Origin of the sequence: Streptomyces sp. SID14436, from assembly GCF_010548465.1 — a bacterium.
Taxonomy (GTDB): domain Bacteria; phylum Actinomycetota; class Actinomycetes; order Streptomycetales; family Streptomycetaceae; genus Streptomyces.
Map to the genome: position 1 here is coordinate 1 of NZ_JAAGMD010000741.1, position 18,730 is coordinate 18,730.

General features: G+C 72.3%; 14 protein-coding genes. 7 read left to right on the forward strand and 7 right to left on the reverse strand.

Translation table 11 applies throughout. The annotated features are described in order from the left end of the window. Positions 1-262 precede the first annotated feature (262 nt). A complete protein-coding gene (gene metH / locus G3I53_RS26760; RefSeq protein WP_164339012.1) occupies positions 263-3,775 on the reverse strand; it encodes a methionine synthase in 3,513 nt (1,170 codons plus the stop codon). Between the two features lie 296 nt (positions 3,776-4,071). On the opposite strand from metH, the gene G3I53_RS26765 reads away from it, so the two are divergent. The 5 genes from G3I53_RS26765 (at position 4,072) to G3I53_RS26785 (ending at position 10,657) form a co-directional block, all read left to right on the forward strand. Further along, positions 4,072-4,836 carry an IclR family transcriptional regulator gene (locus tag G3I53_RS26765; RefSeq protein WP_164339013.1) on the forward strand — a complete coding sequence of 255 codons (765 nt, stop codon included), beginning with the start codon at positions 4,072-4,074 and terminating at the stop codon, positions 4,834-4,836. A gap of 379 nt (positions 4,837-5,215) precedes the next feature. Continuing rightward, on the forward strand, positions 5,216-6,010 hold the full coding sequence (locus G3I53_RS26770; protein ID WP_164332972.1) for an MIP/aquaporin family protein: 795 nt from the start codon (positions 5,216-5,218) through the stop codon (positions 6,008-6,010). Between the two features lie 86 nt (positions 6,011-6,096). After that, positions 6,097-7,635, forward strand: a complete 1,539-nt coding sequence (glpK, locus tag G3I53_RS26775; RefSeq protein ID WP_164332973.1) for a glycerol kinase GlpK — start codon at positions 6,097-6,099, stop codon at positions 7,633-7,635. Between the two features lie 19 nt (positions 7,636-7,654). Next, the gene (locus tag G3I53_RS26780; protein ID WP_164332974.1) at positions 7,655-9,271 is read left to right on the forward strand and encodes a glycerol-3-phosphate dehydrogenase/oxidase; all 1,617 of its coding nucleotides are present in this window, start codon (positions 7,655-7,657) and stop codon (positions 9,269-9,271) included. A 387-nt stretch (positions 9,272-9,658) separates the two neighbouring features. After that, on the forward strand, positions 9,659-10,657 hold the full coding sequence (locus tag G3I53_RS26785; protein ID WP_164337361.1) for a PAC2 family protein: 999 nt from the start codon (positions 9,659-9,661) through the stop codon (positions 10,655-10,657). Between the two features lie 70 nt (positions 10,658-10,727). Here G3I53_RS26785 and mshC read toward each other — a convergent pair whose 3' ends face one another. The 4 genes from mshC to G3I53_RS26805 all read right to left on the reverse strand — a co-directional run bounded on the left by mshC (position 10,728) and on the right by G3I53_RS26805 (position 14,223). Further along, a complete protein-coding gene (gene mshC, locus G3I53_RS26790; protein ID WP_164337360.1) occupies positions 10,728-11,957 on the reverse strand; it encodes a cysteine--1-D-myo-inosityl 2-amino-2-deoxy-alpha-D-glucopyranoside ligase in 1,230 nt (409 codons plus the stop codon). Between the two features lie 106 nt (positions 11,958-12,063). After that, complete coding sequence (locus G3I53_RS26795) at positions 12,064-12,864, reverse strand: SCO1664 family protein (protein ID WP_164337359.1); 801 nt, start codon at positions 12,862-12,864, stop codon at positions 12,064-12,066. Next, positions 12,861-13,451, reverse strand: a complete 591-nt coding sequence (locus G3I53_RS26800) for a DUF3090 domain-containing protein (RefSeq protein WP_164337358.1) — start codon at positions 13,449-13,451, stop codon at positions 12,861-12,863. The genes G3I53_RS26795 and G3I53_RS26800 overlap by 4 nt, the downstream gene beginning before the upstream one ends. An 85-nt stretch (positions 13,452-13,536) precedes the next feature. Continuing rightward, the gene (locus tag G3I53_RS26805) at positions 13,537-14,223 is read right to left on the reverse strand and encodes a histidine phosphatase family protein (protein WP_164337357.1); all 687 of its coding nucleotides are present in this window, start codon (positions 14,221-14,223) and stop codon (positions 13,537-13,539) included. Positions 14,224-14,285: 62 nt separating this feature from the next. On the opposite strand from G3I53_RS26805, the gene corA reads away from it, so the two are divergent. After that, positions 14,286-15,281 (forward strand): magnesium/cobalt transporter CorA, encoded by a 996-nt coding sequence (corA, locus tag G3I53_RS26810; RefSeq protein WP_164337356.1) that lies wholly within the window; start codon positions 14,286-14,288, stop codon positions 15,279-15,281. A gap of 70 nt (positions 15,282-15,351) precedes the next feature. Here the strand turns inward: corA and G3I53_RS26815 are convergent, their stop codons facing one another. Then, complete coding sequence (locus G3I53_RS26815; protein ID WP_164337355.1) at positions 15,352-16,140, reverse strand: ferritin-like domain-containing protein; 789 nt, start codon at positions 16,138-16,140, stop codon at positions 15,352-15,354. 227 nt (positions 16,141-16,367) lie between these two features. Next, positions 16,368-17,423, reverse strand: coding sequence for an LLM class F420-dependent oxidoreductase (locus G3I53_RS26820; RefSeq protein ID WP_164337354.1), 1,056 nt, complete (start codon positions 17,421-17,423; stop codon positions 16,368-16,370). Positions 17,424-17,612: 189 nt separating this feature from the next. Between G3I53_RS26820 and G3I53_RS26825 the strand changes: the two genes are divergently transcribed. After that, complete coding sequence (locus G3I53_RS26825) at positions 17,613-18,599, forward strand: aldo/keto reductase (RefSeq protein ID WP_164343141.1); 987 nt, start codon at positions 17,613-17,615, stop codon at positions 18,597-18,599. Positions 18,600-18,730: the final 131 nt, after the last annotated feature.

Genomic DNA, 18,730 nt, shown 5'->3' on the forward strand with positions numbered 1-18,730 from the left:
CGGCCGGCGCCGGGGCGGGGCCGGCCGCCCGGGGCAGCGGCCCGGGAGTGGCACCGAAGGCGGGGATCGTACTGGTCATCCACGTACCTCCTGAAGGGGCGAGCAGGCCGGTCCCCCGTGCGGGGAACCGGCCTGCAGTGGACCGACCAGTGTACGTCGCGCGCGCGGCAAGTGCCTCATTTGCCCCGTGGGTCCCCCGCGAGCCCCCCGCGCGGGCGTGCGCAGAGGGCTCGTGACGGGGGCCGGGAGGCGCGTACGTGCCTCAGCGGGCGTTGAAGTACTTGGCCTCCGGGTGGTGGATCACGATGGCGTCCGTGGACTGTTCGGGGTGCAGCTGGAACTCCTCGGACAGCTCGACCCCGATGCGCTCCGGCTGGAGCAGTTCGGCGATCTTGGCGCGGTCCTCCAGGTCCGGGCAGGCCCCGTAGCCGAGGGAGAAGCGGGCGCCCCGGTACTTCAGGGCGAACACGTCCTCCATGGCGGCCGGGTCCTCCCCGGCGAAGCCCAGTTCGCTGCGCACCCGGGCGTGCCAGTACTCGGCGAGCGCCTCCGCCAGCTGCACCGACAGGCCGTGCAGCTCCAGGTAGTCGCGGTAGGCGTTGGCCTCGAACATCCGGGCGGTCTCCGCGCCGATGCGGGAGCCGACGGTGACGACCTGGAAGCCGACGACGTCCGTCTCACCGGACTCCTCCGGGCGGAAGAAGTCGGCCAGGCACAGGCGCCGGCCGCGGCGCTGGCGCGGGAAGGTGAAGCGGGTGCGCTCGTTGCCGTCGTCGTCGAGGACGATCAGGTCGTCGTCCTTGGAGACGCACGGGAAGTAGCCGTGCACCACGGCCGCCTCCAGCAGGTTCTCCGTCTGGAGCCGGTCCAGCAGCCCGCGCAGCCGCGGGCGCCCCTCGGCCTCGACGAGCTCCTCGTACGTCGGTCCCTCGCCGGTGCGGGCCTGCTTGAGGCCCCACTGGCCCTTGAACAGGGCGCCCTCGTCGAGCCAGGACGCGTACTCCTTGAGCTGGATGCCCTTGCTGACCCGGGTGCCCCAGAACGGCGGGGTGGGCACGGGGTTGTCGGTGGCGACGTCGGAGCGCACGTGGCCGGCCTCGGGGCGTTCCTCGATCTCGACGGTGGCGGCGCGCACCCGCCGCTGGCGCAGTTCGGGAAGCTTGGCGCCGGGCACCCCGCGCTTGATGCCGATGAGGGCGTCCATCAGGCGCAGGCCCTCGAAGGCGTCGCGGGCGTAGCGGACCTCGCCCTGGTAGATCTCGTACAGGTCCTGCTCGACGTAGGCGCGGGTCAGGGCCGCGCCGCCGAGGATGACCGGGTAGTCGGCGGCCAGTCCGCGCTGGTTGAGCTCCTCCAGGTTCTCCTTCATGATCACCGTGGACTTCACCAGGAGGCCGGACATGCCGATGACGTCGGCCCGGTGCTCGTCGGCGGCGTCGAGGATCGCGGAGACGGGCTGCTTGATGCCGAGGTTGACGACGTTGTAGCCGTTGTTCGACAGGATGATGTCGACCAGGTTCTTGCCGATGTCGTGCACGTCGCCGCGGACGGTGGCCAGCACGATGGTGCCCTTGCCGGCCTCGTCGGTCTTCTCCATGTGCGGTTCGAGGTGGGCGACGGCGGACTTCATCACCTCGGCGGACTGGAGCACGAACGGCAGCTGCATCTGGCCGGATCCGAACAGCTCGCCGACGACCTTCATGCCGTCCAGCAGGGTGTCGTTGACGATGTCGAGGGCCTTGCGGGTCTCCAGGGCCTCGTCGAGGTCGGCCTCCAGGCCCTTGCGCTCGCCGTCGATGATGCGGCGCTTGAGCCGCTCGTCCAGCGGCAGGGAGGCCAGTTCCTCGGCCTTGCCCGCCTTCAGGGACTTGGCGGTGGCGCCCTCGAACAGCTGCATCAGCTTCTGCAGCGGGTCGTAGCCCTCGCGGCGGCGGTCGTGGATGAGGTCGAGGGCGGTCTGCACCTCCTCCTCGCTGAAGCGGGCGATGGGGAGGATCTTCGAGGCGTGCACGATCGCCGAGTCCAGTCCGGCCTTGACGCACTCGTCGAGGAAGACGGAGTTCAGCAGGATGCGCGCGGCCGGGTTGAGGCCGAAGGAGATGTTCGACAGGCCCAGCGTGGTCTGCACGGCGGGGTGGCGCCGCTTCAGTTCGCGGATGCCCTCGATGGTGGCGAGGCCGTCCTTGCGGGATTCCTCCTGGCCGGTGCAGATGGTGAAGGTGAGGCAGTCGATGAGGATGTCCTCCTCGCGGATGCCCCAGTTGCCGGTGAGGTCCTCGATCAGCCGCTCGGCGATCTCGACCTTCTTCTCGGCGGTGCGGGCCTGGCCCTCCTCGTCGATGGTCAGCGCGATCAGGGCGGCGCCGTGCTCCTGCGCCAGCCGGGTGACGCGGGCGAAGCGGGACTCGGGTCCGTCGCCGTCCTCGTAGTTGACGGAGTTGATGACGGCGCGCCCGCCCAGCTTCTCCAGCCCGGCGCGGATGACGTCGACCTCGGTGGAGTCCAGGACGATCGGCAGGGTGGAGGCGGTGGCGAGCCGGCCGGCCAGTTCGCGCATGTCGGCGACGCCGTCGCGGCCGACGTAGTCCACGCACAGGTCGAGCATGTGCGCGCCCTCGCGGATCTGCTCGCGGGCCAGTTCGACGCAGTTGTCCCAGCGTCCCTCGAGCATGGCCTCGCGGAACTTCTTGGAGCCGTTGGCGTTGGTCCGCTCGCCGATCGCCAGGTAGGAGGTGTCCTGGCGGAAGGGGACGCTCTGGTAGAGGGAGGCGGCTCCGGGCTCGGGGCGCGGCTCGCGCTCGGCGGGGGCCAGGCCGCCCACCCGCTGCACGAGCTGCCGCAGGTGCTCGGGCGTGGTGCCGCAGCAGCCGCCGACCAGGGACAGGCCGTAGTCGCGGACGAAGGTCTCCTGCGCGTCGGCCAGTTCCCCGGGGGTCAGCGGGTAGCGGGCCCCGTCCTTGGTGAGTTCCGGCAGGCCGGCGTTGGGCATGCAGGACAGCTGGATGCGGGAGTGGCGGGCCAGGTGGCGCAGGTGCTCGCTCATCTCGGCGGGGCCGGTCGCGCAGTTCAGCCCGATGATGTCGATGCCGAGCGGTTCCAGCGCGGTGAGCGCGGCGCCGATCTCGGAGCCGAGGAGCATGGTGCCGGTGGTCTCGACCGTGACCGACACGATGAGCGGGACGTCGAACCCGGCGGTCTCCATCGCGCGGCGGGCGGCGATGACGCTCGCCTTGGTCTGCAGCAGGTCCTGGGTCGTCTCGACCAGCAGGGCGTCCGCGCCGCCGGCGAGCAGGCCCTCGGCGTTCTGCTGGTAGGCGTCCCGGATGGCGGTGAAGGTGGTGTGCCCGAGCGTGGGCAGCTTGGTGCCGGGGCCCATCGAGCCGAGGACCCAGCGGGCCCGGCCGTCGCGGGCGGTGTACTCGTCCGCGGCCTCGCGGGCGATGCGCGCACCGGCCTCGGACAGCTCGGTGACGCGTTCGGCGATGTCGTACTCGCCCAGGGCGGTGAGGTTGGCGCCGAAGGTGTTCGTCTCGACGCAGTCGACACCGGCGTCGAAATACTCCGCATGGACCGAACGGACGATGTCCGGGCGTGTCAGGTTCAGGATCTCGTTGCAGCCCTCGAGGTTCTCGAAGTCCTCGAGCGTGGGGTCCTGTGCCTGGAGCATGGTGCCCATCGCACCGTCGGCGACCACCACCCGGGTGGCGAGTGCCTCTCGTAGGGCGGACACACGGGTCCGGCTGTCGGCGGAAGGGGACTGCGGCAACGAGGCCATGTAAAGGGCTCCCTCAGATGCGACGGCTGTCGGCTTTGCGGCTGCGCGGGGAGGCGTCACGGGCCTTCCCCGGCAGGGGCGCACGCGGCCAGGGTAGCCGGGTCCGCGTCCCGATGTTCAGGGCGTCCACGGGCCGGACCATGATGGACGGCACCCGGTTACGGAGGACGGGTGACGCGATCGTCGACGGCCGACCATTGGCGGGAGGTCGGCATCGACCGGTAGTGTTCGGCAATGCCGAACAGCGGCAGGGGCGTCGCGGGTCGACGGTCGAAGGGGACGGAGGCAGTACGGCGATGGCACGGAACATCCAGTCGCTCGAACGGGCGGCGGCGATGCTGCGGCTGCTCGCGGGCGGCGAGCGGCGGCTCGGCCTGTCGGAGATCGCCTCGTCGCTGGGCCTGGCCAAGGGCACGGCCCACGGCATCCTGCGCACCCTCCAGCACGAGGGCTTCGTGGAACAGGACGAGGCCTCGGGCCGCTACCAGCTGGGCGCCGAGCTGCTGCGCCTGGGCACCACCTACCTGGACGTGCACGAACTGCGGGCCCGCGCCCTGGTCTGGACGGACGACCTGGCCCGCTCCAGCGGCGAGAGCGTCTACCTGGGGGTGCTGCACCAGCAGGGCGTGCTGATCGTGCACCACGTGTTCCGGCCCGACGACAGCCGGCAGGTCCTGGAGATCGGGGCCATGCAGCCGCTGCACTCCACCGCCCTCGGCAAGGTGCTGTCCGCCTACGACCCGGTGGCCCACAGCGAGGCCCTGGACGCGGACCGCAAGGCGTTCACCGATCGCACGGTGTGCGACGCGGACGCCTTCGAGCAGATCCTGGACCTCACCCGCGCGCGGGGCTACGCGGCGGACGTGGAGGAGACCTGGGAGGGCGTCGCGTCCGTGGCGGCGCCGATCCACGACCGGCGGCGGATGCCGGTGGGCGCGGTCGGGGTGACCGGCGCGGTGGAGCGGCTGCGCCGGGACGGCGAGCTGCGCGCCGAACTGATCGCGGCGGTGCGGGACTGCGCCCGCTCGGTGTCCCGGGATCTGGGCGCGCGCCGCTTCTGAGCAGGCAGGACACGGGACCGGGGCGCCGCGGGGGCACTCCGGTCGCAGGCATGTCCGCTCCCGTGCGGACGGCCGGCCGCACGTTCCTTCCGCGGGCCGCGCCCGCTCGCGCGCCCGCGGTAGGGGCGCCGGGCGGACGGGAGGGCCGGCCTGCCGGCCCGATCAGTAACGATCCCGTTTTCGATTACCAGACCCTTGACGCACGTATCGCGCCACGGCGAGACTCCCGTCCATCGGTCGGCATTGTCGAACACCTACCGGCAATACGCGCTAGAGTGTGACAACGCCAAGGGCCGGCATCGCTCTCATTTCCGAGGGCGCCAATCCCCGGAGGGACCCGGGGGTCGGCTTCCCTGGACGAAGGACAAAGGAGTCGCGGGTGTCCAGCTCCGACATCTTCATCGGCGAGACCATCGGTACCGCCATACTCATCCTGCTCGGCGGCGGTGTGTGTGCCGCCGTGACCCTGAAGGCCTCCAAGGCCCGTAACGCCGGCTGGCTCGCCATCGCCTTCGGGTGGGGTTTCGCCGTCATGACGGCCGTCTACATCGCCGGACCGCTCTCCGGCGCCCACCTCAACCCCGCCGTCACCGTGGCCCTCGCCATCAAGGACGGCGACTGGAGCAACGTCCCGGTCTACTTCGCCGGAGAGTTCCTCGGCGCGATGATTGGTGCCACTCTGGTCTGGATGGCGTACTACGGTCAGTTCCAGGTGCACCTGACGGACAAGGAGATCGTCGGCGGGCCGGGCGCCCAGGCCACCACCGCGAAGGCGGTCCAGGCCCAGGAGAAGGGCGCCGGCCCGGTACTGGGCGTCTTCTCCACCGGCCCCGAGATCCGGAACCCGGTGCAGAACCTCGCCACCGAGATCATCGGCACCATGGTGCTGCTGCTCGCCGTGCTCACCCAGGGCCTCAACGACGAGGGCAACGGCCTCGGCGTCCTGGGCGGACTGATCACGGCGCTCGTGGTCGTCTCGATCGGTCTCTCCCTCGGCGGCCCGACCGGGTACGCGATCAACCCGGCCCGCGACCTCGGTCCGCGCATCGTGCACGCCCTGCTGCCGCTGCCCAACAAGGGCGGCTCGGACTGGTCCTACGCCTGGGTCCCGGTGGTCGGGCCGCTGATCGGCGGCGCCCTGGCGGCAGGCATCTACAACGTCGCCCTCGCCTGAGGGCACCGGATACCCGCCGGCCACCGAGTCCGCGCCGAAGCGCCGTACGTACAGCCCCGTAACCAAGGAACTCCCAGGAGCACACAGTGACCGACGCCCACACCGCCGGCCCGTTCATCGCAGCCATCGACCAGGGCACGACCTCGTCCCGCTGCATCGTGTTCGACCGCGACGGCCGGATCGTCTCCGTCGACCAGAAGGAACACGAGCAGATCTTCCCCAAGCCGGGCTGGGTCGAGCACGACGCCACCGAGATCTGGACCAACGTCCAGGAGGTCGTCGCCGGGGCCATCGAGAAGGCCGGCATCACCCGCGACGACATCAAGGCCATCGGCATCACCAACCAGCGCGAGACCACCGTGCTGTGGGACAGGAACACCGGGGAGCCCGTCCACAACGCCATCGTCTGGCAGGACACCCGCACCGACGCCCTCTGCCGCGAGCTGGGCCGCAACGTCGGCCAGGACCGCTTCCGCCGCGAGACCGGCCTCCCCCTGGCCTCCTACTTCGCCGGCCCGAAGGCCCGCTGGCTGCTGGACAACGTCGACGGCCTCAAGGAGCGCGCCGAGGCGGGCGACATCCTCTTCGGCACGATGGACACCTGGGTCATCTGGAACCTGACCGGCGGCGCCGACGGCGGCCGCCACGTCACGGACGTCACCAACGCCTCCCGCACCATGCTGATGAACCTGCACACCATGGAGTGGGACGAGAAGATCGCCGAGTCCATCGGCGTGCCCACCGCGATGCTGCCGGAGATCCGCTCCTCCGCCGAGGTCTACGGCGAGATCAAGGGCGGCAAGCTGGGCGACCTGCTCGGCGGCATCCCCGTCGCCTCCGCGCTGGGCGACCAGCAGGCGGCCCTGTTCGGCCAGACCTGCTTCTCCGAGGGCGAGACCAAGTCCACCTACGGCACCGGCACCTTCATGGTGATGAACACCGGTGACAAGATCATCAACTCCTACAGCGGCCTGCTGACCACCGTCGGCTACCAGATCGGCGGCCAGCAGCCGGTCTACGCCCTGGAGGGCTCGATCGCCGTCACCGGCGCGCTGGTGCAGTGGATGCGCGACCAGATGGGCCTGATCTCCACCGCCGCCGAGATCGAGACCCTCGCCCTGTCGGTCGAGGACAACGGCGGCGCCTACTTCGTGCCGGCCTTCTCCGGCCTGTTCGCCCCGTACTGGCGCTCCGACGCTCGCGGTGTGATCGCCGGCCTGACCCGGTACGTCACCAAGGCGCACCTCGCGCGCGCCGTCCTGGAGGCCACCGCCTGGCAGACGCGGGAGATCGCGGACGCCATGACGAAGGACTCCGGCGTCGAGCTGACCGCCCTCAAGGTCGACGGCGGCATGACCTCCAACAACCTGCTGATGCAGACCCTCTCGGACTTCCTGGACGCCCCCGTGGTGCGCCCGATGGTCGCCGAGACCACCTGCCTCGGCGCCGCCTACGCCGCCGGTCTCGCCGTCGGCTTCTGGAACAGCACCGACGACCTGCGCGCCAACTGGCGCCGGGCCGCCGAGTGGACCCCCCGCATGGACGCGGACACCCGCGACCGTGAGTACAAGAGCTGGCTCAAGGCCGTCGAGCGGACCATGGGCTGGATCGCCGACGAAGACTGACGAGGAGTTAGAACCCGACATGACCACTCAGTCCACCCTGCAGTCCGTGCCTGCCCTGGGGACGCACCCGGCCTCCGGCTCGAACCCGAGCCGGGCCGAGACCCGGGAGCGGCTCTCCAAGGCGTCGTACGACCTTCTCGTCATCGGCGGCGGCATCCTGGGCATCTCGACCGCCTGGCACGCCGCGCAGTCCGGCCTCAGGGTGGCTCTGGTGGACGCCGGTGACTTCGCCGGCGCGACCTCCTCCGCCTCCTCGAAGCTGCTCCACGGCGGCCTGCGCTACCTGCAGACCGGCGCCGTGAAGCTGGTCGCGGAGAACCACTTCGAGCGCCGTGCGGTCTCCCGGCAGGTGGCCCCCCACCTGTCGAACCCGCTCACCTTCTACCTGCCGGTCTACAAGGGCGGGCCGCACGGCGCGGCGAAGCTGGGGGCCGGCGTCTTCGCCTACTCGGCGCTGTCGGCCTTCGGCGACGGCGTCGGCCACCTGCTCTCCCCCGCCAAGGCGGCGCAGGACGTGCCGGAGCTGCGCACCGACGACCTCAAGGCCGTGGCCGTGTACGGCGACGACCAGATGAACGACGCGCGCATGGCGCTGATGACGGTCCGCGCGGCCGCCGAGTCGGGCGCCGTCGTCCTCAACCACGCCGAGGTGACCGGCCTGCGCTTCACCAAGGGCCGGGTCACCGGTGCCGAGCTGCGCGACCGGCTCTCCGGCGACGAGTTCGGGGTGGACGCGCGCCTGGTGCTCAACGCCACCGGCCCGTGGGTCGACCACCTGCGCCGCATGGAGGACCCGGGCGCGGCCCCGTCGATCCGGCTGTCGAAGGGCGCCCACCTGGTGCTCAAGCGCACCTCCCCCTGGAAGGCGGCGCTGGCCACCCCGATCGACAAGTACCGCATCACCTTCGCCCTGCCCTGGGAGGACATGCTGCTCCTCGGCACGACCGACGAGGAGTTCGAGGGCGACCCGGCGGACGTCGCCGTCAACGACAAGGACGTCGCCCAGATACTCGACGAGGCCGCGTTCTCCATCCGCGACCAGCAGCTCGACCGCGACCTGATCACCTACGCGTTCGCCGGGCTGCGGGTGCTGCCCGGCGGCCCCGGCGACACCGCCAAGGCCAAGCGGGAGACCGTCGTCACCGAGGGCCGGGCCGGCATGCTGTCCGTCGCGGGCGGCAAGTGGACCACCTTCCGGCACATCGGCCGTACGGTCATGCAGAAGCTGCAGTCGCTGCCGGGGCACCCGCTGGGCGAGGACTTCGAGCCGGTCTCCGCGCTGCCGAAGAAGCTGCCGCTGCCGGGTGTCGCCAACCCGCGCGCGGTCGCCCACCGGCTGCTGGTCGACGGCCCGGCGCCCGGCCCCCGCATGGCGGCGGACACCGCCCGGCACCTGGCCACCCACTACGGCTCGCTGGCCTTCGACATCGCCCGGCTGGCCAACGACGACCCGGCGCTGGCCCAGCGCGTCCACCCGGACGCCCCGGAGATCTGGGCGCAGGTCGTCTGGGCCCGGGACCACGAGTGGGCCGAGACGGCGGACGACGTGCTGCGCCGCCGGACCACCCTGACGATCCGCGGCCTCGCCACGGACGAGGTGCGCGGACGCGTCCAGGACCTCCTCGACCGGAAGTAGGCCGCACACCGAGGGAGCGGGTCCGGGACCCGTCCCCCGCGCGGGGGGCGGGGGACGGGGAGGGGGCGGTTCCACGCCGACGGAGCCGCCCCTTCCGCGTGCCCGGCCCCGCGCGTGCCCGCGGCCGTCCCGCGCGGGCGGTGCGGCCGGGTCGCCGGCCGCCGCACGCCCCGGGTTCCGGTCCTGCGTCGCCGGTCCCCATCACGGCGTCCTCGCACGGGAGTTCGCCCGGTCGCCGGGCGGGGCACCGCCCGGCGCGGCGGGGGTGTGTCCGGAGGACTCCCGGGGCAGTGATGGGGCACTCCCCCCGCACGGGGGCTGCGGGCGCACCCTCGGCACGCCGTAAGGTTGGGGGGTACGCGAGGGCACGTCGGAAGGAGGCGCTGGGTGATCGAGCTCGAGGGGGTTCCCGAGCTGATCGACCCGGTCATGGTGGCCGCGTTCGAGGGCTGGAACGACGCCGGCGACGCCGCCTCCACCGCGGTCGCGCACCTGGACCGGGAATGGAAGGGCGAGGTGTTCGCGGCGCTGGACGCCGAGGACTACTACGACTTCCAGGTCAACCGCCCGACGGTGTTCATGGACGCCGGTGTCCGCAAGGTCACCTGGCCGACGACGCGGCTGTCGGTGGTGCGGGTCGGCGGAGACAAGCCGCGGGACCTGGTCCTGGTCCGCGGGATCGAGCCGTCGATGCGGTGGCGCTCGTTCTGCAACGAGCTCCTCGGCTTCGCCCACGAACTCGGCGTGGAGCTGGTGGTCGTCCTGGGCGCCCTGCTCGGGGACACCCCGCACACCCGTCCGGTGCCGATCAGCGGAACCACGTCGGATCCCGACCTCGCCCGTCGCATGGGCCTGGAGGAGACCAGGTACGAGGGTCCCACCGGCATCGTCGGCATCCTCCAGGAGGCGTGCACGCACGCCGGTGTCCCGGCGGTGTCGCTGTGGGCGGCGGTGCCGCACTACGTGTCGCAGCCGCCCAACCCGAAGGCCACGCTGGCCCTCCTGAACCGCCTGGAGGACCTGATCGACGTGCGGATCCCGCTGGGCGAACTGGCCGAGGACGCGCGGGCCTGGCAGGTGGGCGTGGACCAGCTGGCCGCCGAGGACAGCGAGGTCTCCGAGTACGTGCAGTCGCTGGAGGAGGCCCGGGACACCGCCGAGTTGCCGGAGGCCTCCGGCGAGGCGATCGCCCGCGAGTTCGAGCGGTACCTGCGGCGCCGTGACGGGGCGTCGGGCCCCTCGGCCGGCGGTCACGCCACCGACGGCGGCGACGGCCCGTCCTACCGCAAGGACGCCCCGGGCGGCCGGGCCCGGCCGTCGAGGCCGCCGAAGCCGGAGACGGACACCGGCACCGGACCGGACGGCGAGGAGCCGTCGGAGGAGTGAGACGGATCAGGGCTCCCGCCCGAGGACGGGAGCCCTGATCCGTGTCCGCGCGGCATCGCGCGGGGCGGGACTACAGCGCGACGCCGAGCAGGGCGTCGACCGCGCGAGAGACGACCCCGGGCGCGCCGGCGTCCGTGCCGCCTTTGCTCTCCTGGAGGACGACCCAGCGGTCGACCGCGGCCAGGGCCGCCGGGGCGTCGAGGTCCTCGGCGAGCGCGTCGCGGATCTCCTCCACGAGGGCGTCGGCGGGCGGGCCGTCGGGCCGGGAGACCGCCGCGCGCCAGTGCGCGAGCCGGGTCCGGGCGTCCTGGAGGACCTGGTCGGTCCACTCCCAGTCGGCCCGGTAGTGGTGGGCGAGCAGCGCCAGGCGGATGGCCGCCGGGTCGACCCCCTCGCGGCGCAGGGCGGAGACGAAGACCAGGTTGCCCTTGGACTTGGACATCTTCTCGCCGTGCAGGGCGACCATGCCGGCGTGCACGTACGCCTTGGCCATGGGGAACTCGCCGGTGAGCACCTGGGCGTGCGAGGCGCCCATCTCGTGGTGCGGGAAGACCAGGTCGGAGCCGCCGCCCTGGACGTCGAAGCCCATGCCGAGGTGGTCGAGGGCGATGGCCACGCACTCGATGTGCCAGCCGGGGCGGCCCCGGCCCAGTGAGCCGCCGTCCCAGCTCGGCTCGCCCTCGCGGGCGGCCATCCAGAGCATGGGGTCGACCGGGTCCTTCTTGCCCGGCCGGTCCGGGTCGCCGCCGCGCTCGGCGGAGAGCAGCCGCATGGCGGCGGCGTCCAGGTGCGAGACCTCGCCGAAGTGCGGGTCGGAGTCGACCGAGAAGTAGATGTCGCCGTCGAGTTCGTACGCGGCGCCGAGGTCCCGGAGCCGCTCGACCAGCGGGACGATGCCCGGTATGGCCTCCACCGCGCCTATGTAGTGCCGCGGGGGGAGCATCCGCAGGGCCGTCATGTCCTCGCGGAACAGGGCGGTCTCCCGCTCGGCGAGGGCCGCCCAGTCGACGTCGTCGCGCTCCGCCCGCTCCAGCAGCGGGTCGTCGATGTCCGTGACGTTCTGGACGTAGTGAACCTGCCGCTTGGTGTCGAGCCACACGCGCTGCACGAGGTCGAACGCGTTGTACGTCGCCGCGTGCCCGATGTGGGTCGCGTCGTACGGGGTGATGCCGCACACGTAGATGCGGGCGACGGGGCCGGGGTCGAGGGTGACGGGTCCACCGGTCGCGGTGTCGTGGATCCTCAGGTCGCGGCCCTGACCGGGCAGGGCGGGGACTTCGGAAGCGGGCCAGGCATGCATGGTTCGAGCCTAACCGGACCGGAGTTCCGGATACGAACCGGAGCGGGCCGGATGGCCGTGAAGGCACTCTTGCGTGCGGGCGCCCGGTGTGCCAGGGCCCCACCGCCTAGACGGGCGGCCAGGGGATCGCGGGCCACTGTCCGCCCGGCACGGGGTGCCTGCCGGAGGCGAGCATGGCCGCGACGCGCGCCCGGGTGGCGTCGATCTCCGCTGCGGTGATCAGCGGCGCGAGCGCCGCGGCGAGCGGGCCGTCCTCGGCGAGGGCCTTTCCGAGGCGGGTGAGCACCTCGCGGGCCTCCTCCGTCAGCGGCTCGCCCGCCCAGCCCCACAGCAGGGTGCGCAGCTTGTCCTCGGTGTGGAAGGTGACGCCGTGGTCGATGCCGTAGAGGCGGCCGTCCGCGGCGGGCAGCAGGTGGCCGCCCTTGCGGTCGGCGTTGTTGATCACCGCGTCGAGCACCGCCAGCCGGCGCAGCCGCGGGTCGTCGGCGTGCACCAGCAGGGCGGTGCGGTCCTCCTCGGCCTCGACGAAGCCGATGGCCTTCCAGCCGGGTTCGGGCTCCTCGCGCTCCACCACGGCGAGCAGGGCGCTGTCGGGCACCGCCTCCACCCACAACTGGCACATGCCCTCGCCGTAGGGGCCGTCGCGCAGCACGGTGGGCGGTACGAGGTCCCAGCCGGTGGCGGCGGAGACCAGGTACGCGGCGACCTCCCGCCCGGCGAGCGTGCCGTCGGGGAAGTCCCACAGGGGGCGTTCCCCGGCGACCGGCTTGTAGACGCAGGCGGCCTCGCGCCCCTCGTGGGTGACGGTGCAGTACAGCGCCGCGTTGGACGCCTCACGGATGCGGCCGCGCACGGTCAGTGCGCCCTCGGCGAGCAGGGTCGCCGCGGCCGGGTCGACGGGGGTCACGCTCCGCGGCGGTATCCGTTCTGGCGCGGACATACGTGTCCTTCCGGGTCGAGCGGGAGACTGCACAGCGGGCACGGCGGCCGTCCGGCGTTGACGACGTCCAGGGCGCGTTTGGCGAAGGCCCGGGCCTGGGCGCCGGTGAGGCGGACCCGGAGCATCGGGGGCCCGTTCTCCTCGTCCTGGAGCAGCCGCTCCTCGGCCTCGGCGAGGTCCTCCTCGGACTCGGCGTCGAGTTCGACGAGGGCCTGTGCCTCGACGATCATGCACTGTTCCTCGCCGTCCCAGGCGAGGGCCATGGTGCCGACCCGGAACTCCTCCTCCACCGGCGTCTGCAGCGGGGCGGTGTCGGGCACGTCGGCGGGAGCCATGGCGGGGACCGCGGCGTTGCCGCCGCTGCGGCGCACGACCTCGTCGAGCAGTTCGTCCATGCGTTCGGCGAGCGCCGCGACCTGGGTCTTCTCCAGGGCCACACTGGTCACGCGGGAACCGGCGGAAGCCTGGAGGAAGAACGTACGGCGCCCTGGCAGTCCGACCGTACCGGCCACGAAACGTTCCGGCTGGTCGTAGAGGAACACCTGACGGGACACGTCCTGTCTCCATTGAGAGTGGTGGGCACGGGCGTCGGTTCGAGGGGGCGGTGCTGCGACCGTTTCACCCTACTGCGGCCGACGATCACGGTGCGCCCGCACCGCCCCCGACCGGGGCGTCCTCGGCCGGCGCTTCCTCGCGCGGCGCCAGGGAGGCGAAGTCCCCGGTGTCGCCGAGGCGGACGAGGAAGGGGCGCAGCCGGGTGTAACGGATCGCGGTGATGGAACACGGTTCCACGGAGATCCGCTGGAAGAGGTCGAGATGAAGTCCGAGTGCGTCCGCGACGAGGGACTTGATGATGTCCCCGTGCGAGCACATGAGGTAGACGGCGTCGGCGCCGTGCTCACGCTCCACGCGCGCGTTCCACTCCCGCACCGCCTCGGCGGCGCGGGTCTGCATGGCGCGCATGGACTCCCCGCCGGGGAAGGCGGCCGCCGAGGGATGCGCCTGCACCACCTCCATCAGGGGCTCGTCCGTGAGTTCGGCGAGTTTGCGTCCCGTCCAGTCGCCGTAGTCGCACTCGCCGATGCGGTCGTCGGTGTGCGCGGTGAGGCCCGGGCGGGCGTCGAGCAGCGGCCGGACGGTCTCCTGGCAGCGCTGGAGCGGGCTGACGACGACCTCGCTGAGCGGGAGTTCGGCCAGGCGGGCGGGCAGCGCGGCGGCCTGGGCGGTCCCGCGGTCGTCGAGGGCGACGCCCGGCGTGCGGCCGGCGAGCAGTCCCTCGGTGTTGGCGGTGGAACGTCCGTGCCGGACCAGGAGCAACGTGGGCATGCGGCCCAGGGTAGGCGCCCGCACCGGTGCGGTGCGGGGCAGGCGAGGGGAGAATACGGTCCGTGATCGTCGACTGTGCGGTGTATCGCGAGGGGCGGCGGACGAAGGCGCCCGGGGACTTCTCCGACGCGCTGGACCAGGCGCGGGCGGCGGGCGGCTTCGTCTGGATCGGGCTGCACGAGCCGGATCCGGACGAGTTCGACCTGGTCGCGCGCGAGTTCGGGCTGCACCCGCTGGCCGTGGAGGACGCCCTCAAGGCCCATCAGCGGCCCAAGCTGGAGGTCTACGACGACTCGCTGTTCGTCGTGCTGAAACCGGTCGCCTACGAGGCGGAGAGCGACGCGGTCTCCTCGGGGGAGATCATGATCTTTCTCGGCGACGGGTTCGTGGTGACCGTGCGGCACGGGGAGAGCGCCCCGCTCGCGGCCGTGCGCGGGCGGCTGGAGCACGAGCCGGAGTTGCTGGGCAAGGGTCCGACATCGGTGCTGTACGCGATCGCCGACGCCACCGTGGACCACTACCTGGAGGTGGCGGTCGAGCTGCAGAACGACCTGGAGGAGCTGGAGACGGAGGTCTTCGACCCCGAGGGGGGCGGTTCGCGGCACACCGCGTCCCGGATCTACACCTTCAAGCGGCAGATCCTGGAGTTCCGCCGGGCCACCGGCCCGCTGACGATGCCGATGACGCGGCTGGCGGGCATCGGCACGTTCGGCGCGGGCGTGCCCTTCGTGTCGGACCGGGCGCGCCCCTTCTTCCGGGACGTGCAGGACCATCTGACGCGGGTGAACGACTCCGTGGAGGGCCTGGACCGGCTGGTGTCGGACATCCTCTCGGCCCACCTGGCTCAGATGAGCGTCCGGCAGAACGACGACATGCGGAAGATCTCCGCGTGGGCCGCCATGGCCGTGGTGCCCACCATGATCGCGGGGATCTACGGCATGAACTTCGAGCACATGCCCGAACTGAGCTGGCCCGGCGCCTATCCGGCGCTGATCGCGCTGATGGTGGTGCTGGAGGTGCTGCTCTACCGGATGTTCAAGCGGCGCGGCTGGATGTGACCGGCCCGGGCGCGTCCCGCCCGTCCGTCGGGCGGGAGGGCGGGCGGGACGCGCGGGCCGTGGCGGTGCCTCAGGCGAATTCCGGGGCGGTGCTCGGCGGGCCGCCCAGCGCGTCGCGACGCTCCGGGATCCGCAGCGAGACCATGCGGTGCCAGCCGGCCAGCCGCTCGTAGGCGTACATGGCGTGGATGCCCGCGGCCAGCAGCGCGGCCCTGGGCCGGGACCAGCCCAGGATGCGGCCCATGTGGGCCATCACCGCGAGGCTGACGTCCCGGTAGATCCTGATCTCGGCGAGCGCGCACTCCCGCAGGGCGCGCTGGATGGCGCGGCCGTGTCCGGCGCGGGCCAGGCGCAGCAGTTCCTCGTGGCAGTAGGCGAGGTGGTTGTCCTCGTCGTGGGAGATCATGCGCATCGCACGGCCCAGTTCGGGGTGGTCGGCGAAGTGCTTGCGGAGCAGTTCCATCTGCTCGGACGCGCGCTGCTCGGTGACCCGGCTGTGGGCCAGGTAGGTGACGATGTCCTGCACGGTGAGCGCCTCGTCGCGCCGCAGCCGGCCGTGGGCCAGGCCGATCCCGTGCTGCTCCAGCAGCATCGTGTAGTCGGTCTCGGGCGGTACGGGGACGGGGTCCACGCCGCGCTTGCGCATCAGGGCGTTGAAGATGCGGCCGTGTTTGTCCTCGTCGGCGCCGTGCCGGGTGATCTTGGGGGCAAGAACGCGCTGGTCCTCGGGAACCAGGGCGGCGATGCGGGCGTTCTCCCAGCCGCCCTGCGACTCGCCGCTCGCGGCGATCGAGCAGAACAGGGCGAACGACTCGTCGTTCTCGAGGATCTCCTGGAACAGACTCCTGGCCGAAAGCATCGTGACCACCTCTTCCGCGGGCTCGCAGGAGAAGAGTCAAATGCGGGAGCGCGACCGGGGCAACAGGTGTGCCGGACGACTGCGCCGAACGGGGGACGGACCGGTACGACACGGACATGAGCCGGACGGCACATCACCCGGGCGTAACCGCGGCGACGCCCGGGCGTTGTACCGCGTGACGGCCGTGGCGGGGAAGACCCCCGAGCCCCCACCACGGCCGTGGAGCTTCAGGCGAGGCCGGCGCGCTCCAGGGCCTCGGTGCCGGCCCGCAGCGACGCGAGGCGCTCGTCGAGGGTGAATCCGGCCGGGGCGAGGGTGAGGGTGGTGACCCCGGCCGCGGCGTAGGCCTTCATGCGGTCGGCGATGCGGTCCACCGAACCGAGCAGGGTGGTGGAGTCGATCAGGTCGTGCGGCACCGCGGCCGCCGCGCCCTGCTTGTCGCCGGACAGGTACTTGTCCTGGATCTCGGCCGCCTCCTGCTCGTAGCCCATGCGCCGGGCGAGCTGGTTGTAGAAGTTCTGCTTGCGGCTGCCCATGCCGCCGACGTACAGGGCGGTGTAGGGGCGGAAGGTGTCGGCGAGCGTGGTGATGTCCTTGTCGTCGCCCACGGCGAGGGGGACGGTGGGGCAGATGTCGAAGCCGTCGAGCGTCCTGCCCGCCTTCTCCCGGCCCGCGCGCAGGTGCCGGACGGCGGTCTCCTCCAGGTGCTCGGCGGAGGGGAAGATCAGCAGGGCCCCGTCGGCGATCTCACCGGTCTGTTCGAGGTTCTTCGGGCCGATCGCGGCGATGTACAGCGGGATGTGCTCGCGCTGCGGGTGCACGGTGAGCTTGATCGGCTTGCCGGGGCCGCCGGGCAGCGGGAGGGTCCAGTGCTCGCCGTCGTGCGTCAGGCGCTCCCGGGTCATCGCCTTGCGGATGATCTCGACGTACTCACGCGTGCGGGCGAGGGGCTTGTCGAACTTGACGCCGTACCAGCCCTCGGAGACCTGCGGGCCGGAGACGCCGAGGCCGAGGCGGAAGCGGCCGCCGGACAGGGAGTCCAGGGTGGCGGCGGTCATCGCCGTCATGGCGGGCTGCCGCGCGGGGATCTGGAAGATGGCCGAGCCGACGTCGATCCGTTCGGTCTGGGCGGCGACCCAGGTGAGCACGGTGGCGGCATCGGACCCGTAGGCCTCGGCGGCCCAGCAGACCGCGTAGCCGAGGCGGTCCGCCTCCTGCGCCACGGCGAGATTGTCCGCGTCCATTCCGGCGCCCCAGTAACCGAGGTTGATCCCGAGCTGCATGACCCTCTCCCCTTACCGATGAGTAACGTCGCTTGTCCGCCGACCCTATACCTCCGGCGGTCCGGCGGGGCCGCCCCGAGGAGGCCGCCGGCACCCGTCCGGGGCCCGGTCGCCGGGCCCCCGGCCCGCACGGAAATCGTTGTCCACAGGCCGCCACACGGCCGTCCCCGGCCAGTAATCTCGGCGTCCATGGAGCAGAGGCATCTCGGCCGTACCGGCCTGCGTGTGTCCCGGATCGGGCTCGGGACCCTGACCTGGGGTCGGGACACCGACGAGCACGACGCCGCGGACCTGCTGAAGACGTTCTGGGAGGCGGGCGGCACCCTCGTCGACACCGCGGACGTGTACGGCGACGGGGAGTCCGAGTACCTGCTCGGCAGGCTGATGGACGGGCTGGTGCCGCGCCGGGACCTCGTGATCTCCACGAAGGCGGGCAGCGTCCGGGACCCGGACCGGCGCTTCGACGGCTCGCGCCGGCACCTGCTCTCCGCCCTGGACGCCTCGCTGGCCCGCCTGGGCACCGAGTACGTCGACGTGTGGCACGTCCACGCCTACGACCCGGACACCCCGCTCGAGGAGACCCTCCAGGCACTCGACACGGCCGTCGCCAGCGGGCGGGCCCGCTATGCCGGGGTGTCCAACTTCTGCGGCTGGCAGCTGGCCAAGGCGGCGACCTGGCAGCTGGCGGTACCGGGCGGGCGGACCCGGCTGGCCAGCACCCAGATGGAGTACTCACTGCTGCAGCGCGGGGTGGAGCGGGAGGTGCTGCCCGCCGCGCTCGACCTGGGCGTCGGACTGCTGCCGTCCTCGCCGCTCGGCCGGGGCGTGCTGACGGGCAAGTACCGCAACGACGCGACGCCGGCCGACTCGCGCGGCGCCTCCGAGCACCTCGCGCCCTTCGTCGCGCCGTACCTCGACGACACCGCCGCGCGCATCGTGGACGCGGTGACCACGGCGGCGGACGGGCTCGCGGTGACCGCGCTCCAGGTCGCCCTGGCGTGGGTGCGCGACCGGCCCGGGGTGACCGCGCCGGTGGTGGGGGCGCGCACCGCGCAGCAGCTCGCGGCGGCGTTGTCAGTGGAGGCGCTTACTCTTCCTGACGAGATCTGCCGGGCGCTCGACGACGTGTCGGCGCCCGTGCACCGCTATCCCGATCACGACTGGAGCACGCTGTGAGCACGGAGCCGCCCAAGACCACGGAGGACGCCGGGCCGGGGACGCCGGGCGAGGCGGAGACCGGCCGGGTCGCGGGCGCACCGGACGGGGACGCGCGGCCCGGCGGGGACGCCCCAGCCCAGGCCCCGGCG

Bases quoted from the DNA above. Each gene is read 5' to 3' on its own strand.
- metH (WP_164339012.1), bottom strand. From the start codon at position 3,775: ATGGCCTCGTTGCCGCAGTCCCCTTCCGCCGACAGCCGGACCCGTGTG.
- G3I53_RS26765 (WP_164339013.1), top strand. From the start codon at position 4,072: ATGGCACGGAACATCCAGTCGCTCGAACGGGCGGCGGCGATGCTGCGG.
- G3I53_RS26780 (WP_164332974.1), top strand. From the start codon at position 7,655: ATGACCACTCAGTCCACCCTGCAGTCCGTGCCTGCCCTGGGGACGCAC.
- mshC (WP_164337360.1), bottom strand. From the start codon at position 11,957: ATGCATGCCTGGCCCGCTTCCGAAGTCCCCGCCCTGCCCGGTCAGGGC.
- G3I53_RS26805 (WP_164337357.1), bottom strand. From the start codon at position 14,223: ATGCCCACGTTGCTCCTGGTCCGGCACGGACGTTCCACCGCCAACACC.
- G3I53_RS26815 (WP_164337355.1), bottom strand. From the start codon at position 16,140: ATGCTTTCGGCCAGGAGTCTGTTCCAGGAGATCCTCGAGAACGACGAG.
- G3I53_RS26820 (WP_164337354.1), bottom strand. From the start codon at position 17,423: ATGCAGCTCGGGATCAACCTCGGTTACTGGGGCGCCGGAATGGACGCG.
- G3I53_RS26825 (WP_164343141.1), top strand. From the start codon at position 17,613: ATGGAGCAGAGGCATCTCGGCCGTACCGGCCTGCGTGTGTCCCGGATC.